This is a genomic window from Chryseobacterium barbadense (genome assembly GCF_042849955.1).
Classification (GTDB): Bacteria; Bacteroidota; Bacteroidia; order Flavobacteriales; family Weeksellaceae; genus Chryseobacterium.
In genome coordinates this window covers 1-4562 of sequence record NZ_BAAFHL010000109.1, presented here as the reverse complement: position 1 = coordinate 4562, position 4562 = coordinate 1, and the positions used below count along the sequence as shown (strand labels likewise).

Annotated in this window: 5 protein-coding genes; 2 read left to right on the top strand and 3 right to left on the bottom strand. The window is 39.5% G+C overall.

Going from position 1 to position 4562, the window contains the following annotated elements; translation table 11 throughout:
- Positions 1-72: 72 nt before the first annotated feature.
- Both ACGHIN_RS16685 and ACGHIN_RS16680 read left to right on the top strand, forming a co-directional pair.
- A complete protein-coding gene (locus ACGHIN_RS16685; protein WP_390456162.1) occupies positions 73-1575 on the top strand; it encodes an aminotransferase-like domain-containing protein in 1503 nt (500 codons plus the stop codon).
- A gap of 256 nt (positions 1576-1831) precedes the next feature.
- On the top strand, positions 1832-2338 hold the full coding sequence (locus ACGHIN_RS16680) for a pyridoxamine 5'-phosphate oxidase family protein (RefSeq protein WP_390456159.1): 507 nt from the start codon (positions 1832-1834) through the stop codon (positions 2336-2338).
- Positions 2339-2419: 81 nt separating this feature from the next.
- Here the strand turns inward: ACGHIN_RS16680 and ACGHIN_RS16675 are convergent, their stop codons facing one another.
- The 3 genes from ACGHIN_RS16675 to ACGHIN_RS16665 form a co-directional block, all read right to left on the bottom strand.
- Positions 2420-2797 (bottom strand): hypothetical protein, encoded by a 378-nt coding sequence (locus tag ACGHIN_RS16675; protein WP_390456156.1) that lies wholly within the window; start codon positions 2795-2797, stop codon positions 2420-2422.
- Between the two features lie 18 nt (positions 2798-2815).
- Positions 2816-3472, bottom strand: a complete 657-nt coding sequence (locus tag ACGHIN_RS16670; protein ID WP_390456153.1) for a DUF6766 family protein — start codon at positions 3470-3472, stop codon at positions 2816-2818.
- A 15-nt stretch (positions 3473-3487) separates the two neighbouring features.
- Positions 3488-4562 (bottom strand): FAD-dependent oxidoreductase (locus ACGHIN_RS16665; RefSeq protein WP_390456150.1); only part of this gene is annotated, 1075 nt, incomplete at its 5' end.

Below are 4562 nucleotides of genomic sequence, written 5' to 3'. Positions count from 1 at the left end.
AATGTCATTTTTTTTTATTTGGGCCAAATGTAGTAAATTGCGGGATGGTTATATGGTGCCAGTTTTTATTTTATGGATAGTCCGGTTGAAGTTCCTTATCAAAGTTTTATCAAAATTGACAGAAAATCTGATACTGCCATCTATATGCAGGTGGCTCATCAATTAATTAATGCCATACAAAGAGGGTCCCTGCCATTAGGAACCAAATTGCCCGGGACCAGAGCTTTAAGCATCATCCTGAATGTTCACAGAAATACCATTGTGGCAGTGTATGACGAACTTTTTGCGCAAGGTTGGGTAGAAAGCTTACCTAATAAAGGAACTTTCGTTATCGGAAATAATGAGGAGAAACCTCTGAAAATTGCAAGCTTTAATAAAAATAAGCTTCAGCTTTACCCTCAATCAACAGGCTTTTCTTTTAAAACCACCAATATTTTAGATAACCCTTTTGAGCATTCCGATTGCAAATATATCTTCAATGACGGAGTACCTGATATCCGTCTAACACAAATTGATCAGCAGTCCCGGATCTACAGCTCTATTATGAAACGTAAAGGTCAGCATAAAATGTTGGGGCATTATAACCATGACGGAAGTGAATTTTTCAAGAAAAATCTTGCCAATTATCTGAATTTATCCCGTGGATTAGCAATCTCCAAAAACAATCTCCTGATTACGAGAAGTACGGAAATGAGTATTTATATCGCATCGGAAATACTTCTCTCTGAAGGGGATGCTGTATTGGTAGGCGATCTGAGCTATTTTTCAGTGAATATGATCTTCCAGAAAAAGGGAGTGAAAATACTTTCCGTTCCTATTGATGAGGATGGTCTCAGTGCAGAAGGAGTCCGGGAAATCTGTAAAAAGCAAAAAATCAGAATGCTTTATCTTACCCCCCATCACCACTATCCTACTACCGTTACTCTGAGCGCACAGAGAAGACTTGAGCTTCTGGGGCTGGCTCATGAATACGGATTCATTATTCTTGAAGATGATTACGATTATGATTTCCACTACGATAAAAGCCCTATTCTTCCTTTAGCCAGTGCGGATACTGCAGGAATGGTCATTTATATAGGCTCTTTTGGGAAATCGCTCGCTCCCGGTTTCAGGACGGGTTTTATCGTCGCTCCTGAGAATCTGATGACAGAAATGAGAAAATACCTGGGGATTATTGACCGACAGGGAGATGTCCTCATGGAACAGGTTTTAGGAGAAATGATTGCTGAAGGGGAAATCCATCGTTATTTAAAGAAATCCTTAAAGGTTTACCAGGAAAGAAGAGACCGGTTTACAGAGCTGTTGAATGAATATTTAGGAGAATATATCAGATTTCGTACACCTTCCGGAGGATTGGCTGTTTGGGTAGAATGGGAAGTTTCCCTCAATTTAATGCAATTGAGCCGTTTATGTTCCCTAGATCATCTTTTTCTACCTAAGACCATACTTTATCAGACCAGAAATCTTACGGCAATGCGTTTAGGTTTTGGGCATCTCAGCTTTGAGGAAATGGAAAACAGTATACGGATACTTGCTAAGAATGCAAAAGCAATGATCCATAAAACAACAGATTAAAGCTTTGATTTAACTAAAAAAGCTGCCCTGCAAAGAGACAGCCTGTCCGGCTAAATCTCATCTAAATCAAATCATCATTCAATCGTTATTGTAAGGAAATCACAGGAAAACTCCGTCAGAACATTACAAAAATCTGATCAGCAGCGAAAAGCAACGACATCTGGAATATTTGGTCAGATTTTTGAAGTGTAATTGGTATCAGCACATTATTAGCGTAATGTTGATTCTCTTAGCCAATCACTTAAAATATAATATTATGTCAACACAAAATCTTACCCATCTTGAGGCCATTAAAAAGATCCAGGAACTTTCTACGAATGCCCGAATCTGTATGTTCTGTACAGAACTGGAAAAAATACCGGTAAATTCCCGTCCTATGACTTTAAAAGAAACGGATGACAGTGGAAACTTATGGTTTATCAGCAGTGAAGCAAGCAACAAGAATTTTGAGATCAAAGAAGACCGCAGAGTGCAGCTCTTCTTTATGAATAATGACGACTCCCAGTACCTTTCCGTATATGGGACCGCTTCGGTATATACCGACAAGGCTACTATTGAAGAAAAATGGTCAGCTATGGCAAAACCGTGGTTTGACGGTAAAGATGATCCGAATGTGTCCATAATCCGGGTGGAACCCAAAGAAAGTTATTATTGGGATACTAAAGCAGGAAAATTAGTAAGTTTATTAAGCTTCGTTGCGGCAGCCGTTACAGGAATAAAAACCAATAATGCGGACGGTGTGGAAGGAAATGCAGTCATATAAAATGATTCTGCCGATATATAAAAGCTTTCCTGATGATGGAAGGCTTTTTTGTTAAAGTATTTCAAGAGTTTTTAGGGTAAATCATACGATGCTTTTTTTCCTGCGATCATATAAAAGATACCATAACCAGTAAATAAAAAAGAGAATCTCAATCACAGAATCGATAAAATATACCCATTTTAAAGTACCCTGAAAATAATAATACAGTTCTATTATGGCCAGCCCGGATGTGGTTATCATTCCCATTAAGGCATAAACCGGCAGTATGCGTTTTTTGAATGCAATATAAAAAAACAGCATGCTATGGGACAAGATGAGTACAGCCACCGTCTGAACAAGCCAGATATCGGTTTTAGGACCCGTGACTTCCATAAAACTCTTAAGATGAATAAGAGGCCAGACACCAGTTATGAAGAAATATATTCCCTGGACTAAAGGAATTAGATGCGGACTCTTCATACCTTTCTTTTTGTTATGTTATGGATTTTCATTATGAGGCATATCTACCGGCTTGGATTCCGGAGAACCTTTTTCCCTAAGCCATATCGACAAAATGACAATGGATGCAACCGCTAAAAATTCGCTTTGCCAGTTCTGAAAAGACTCAAACCAGAAACGCGATTCCATTATATATTCTTTGGCACTGACAACAGGCTCGTTTTTGGAAATTTGTTCGGTATTGAAATCTTTCAGACTTCCGTAAAAGTGCAGAATAAAACTAATGATAAATAAAATAGCAAAAGCCAATGACAATGAGTGTTTATATATTTTCAGCCATATTCCTCCTTTTTTAACCGGCCATGGTGCGTTGGGATGCGGCTCCGGCTCTTTATCCACGTCTTCCTCCCCCTCCAAAGATTTGGATTCACTGGACCCGATCTGTCTTAAGGAAACGGTAAGCAGAACATACAGCATCATCTGCAGAAATTCGCTTTCCCAATTTTCAAAGGTGGCCTGGATAAAATGACCGCTCTGAACATATTCTCTTAAGCTTAATAAAGCTTCGCCATTTTCAGCCAGTTCTTTGTTCTCTGTTTTCCAGCCTGTAAAGAACTGGGCAAATAAACAGACTATCATTAAAACTATCAAAACAATGCTCAGATTATTGCGTTGTAAAAAGCTCTTTTTAGACATGTTTCTTTTTTTTAATTAGGAATCAGTTTCAAGATCAATTCTTCGTAAATCTTCTACCGTAGGCCCGGTGAGGATTTTACCGTTAACGTTAAAACGTGAACCGTGACACGGGCAATCCCATGTAAGTTCTGCACTGTTCCAGCGAACTTCGCAATAAGCATGCGGACAAGTACTTTTCAAAGCATGCAATGTTCCGCCGGCTTCTTTATATAAGGCATAGGAATTTCCATCATACCAAATGATCTTCGCTTCCCCCTCTTTGATTTCTTCTAATGAACGGATGTATTCCCTTGTCATTTTATCTTTGACGAAATCAAATACAACTTCTGCATTTTCTTTCACAAAGCTGGTGAATCCGGCACCTACCTTTATTCGTCCCGGATCGAACAGCTTTTCAAATTTACTGCTGCCATTTACAATCAAATCTGTCAGAATCTGAGCAGACAGGCTTCCGAACATCATGCCATTCCCTCTGAATCCGGTAGCAACGTAGATTCTGCCATTGCTTCCCGGCATTTTTCCAATATAAGGAAGACCGTCTACGGGCTCGTAATATTGGCTGGACCAGCTGTAATAAGGAACATCAAGATCAAAATACTGGCGGACATAGTTCTCAAGACGGGTGAAGCATTCGCCTGTGTCTTCCATATGCCCGGTTTTATGATCTTCACCTCCGGCTATTAAAAGTTTCTCACCATTGATCTCATGGGTCCTGTAATAATGATAAGGATCAGCAAGATCATATCCCAATTGCCGGCCATAATCATTCCCTTTTAATCCGAATGCTATGACATAGCTTCTATAAGGAGCGTTGGTAAAATGAAGCTTATTGACGCCGGGAGGAATATGGGTTGCATAGACCAGTTGCTGTACCTGGATTGTTCCTTTTGATGTGCTTATGATCACTTTATTCTCTTCTTCCTCGTGACTTTCACAAAGGCAGTCTTCCATGATGCTTCCTCCTGACTGGATGAATACTTCACATAAGGCTTTAATATACTTTACAGGATGAAACTGCCCCTGGTTCGGTATGGTTACGGCTTTTTCAAAAGGGATGGGAAAAGGGATCTGATCGGTATATTCCATTAGG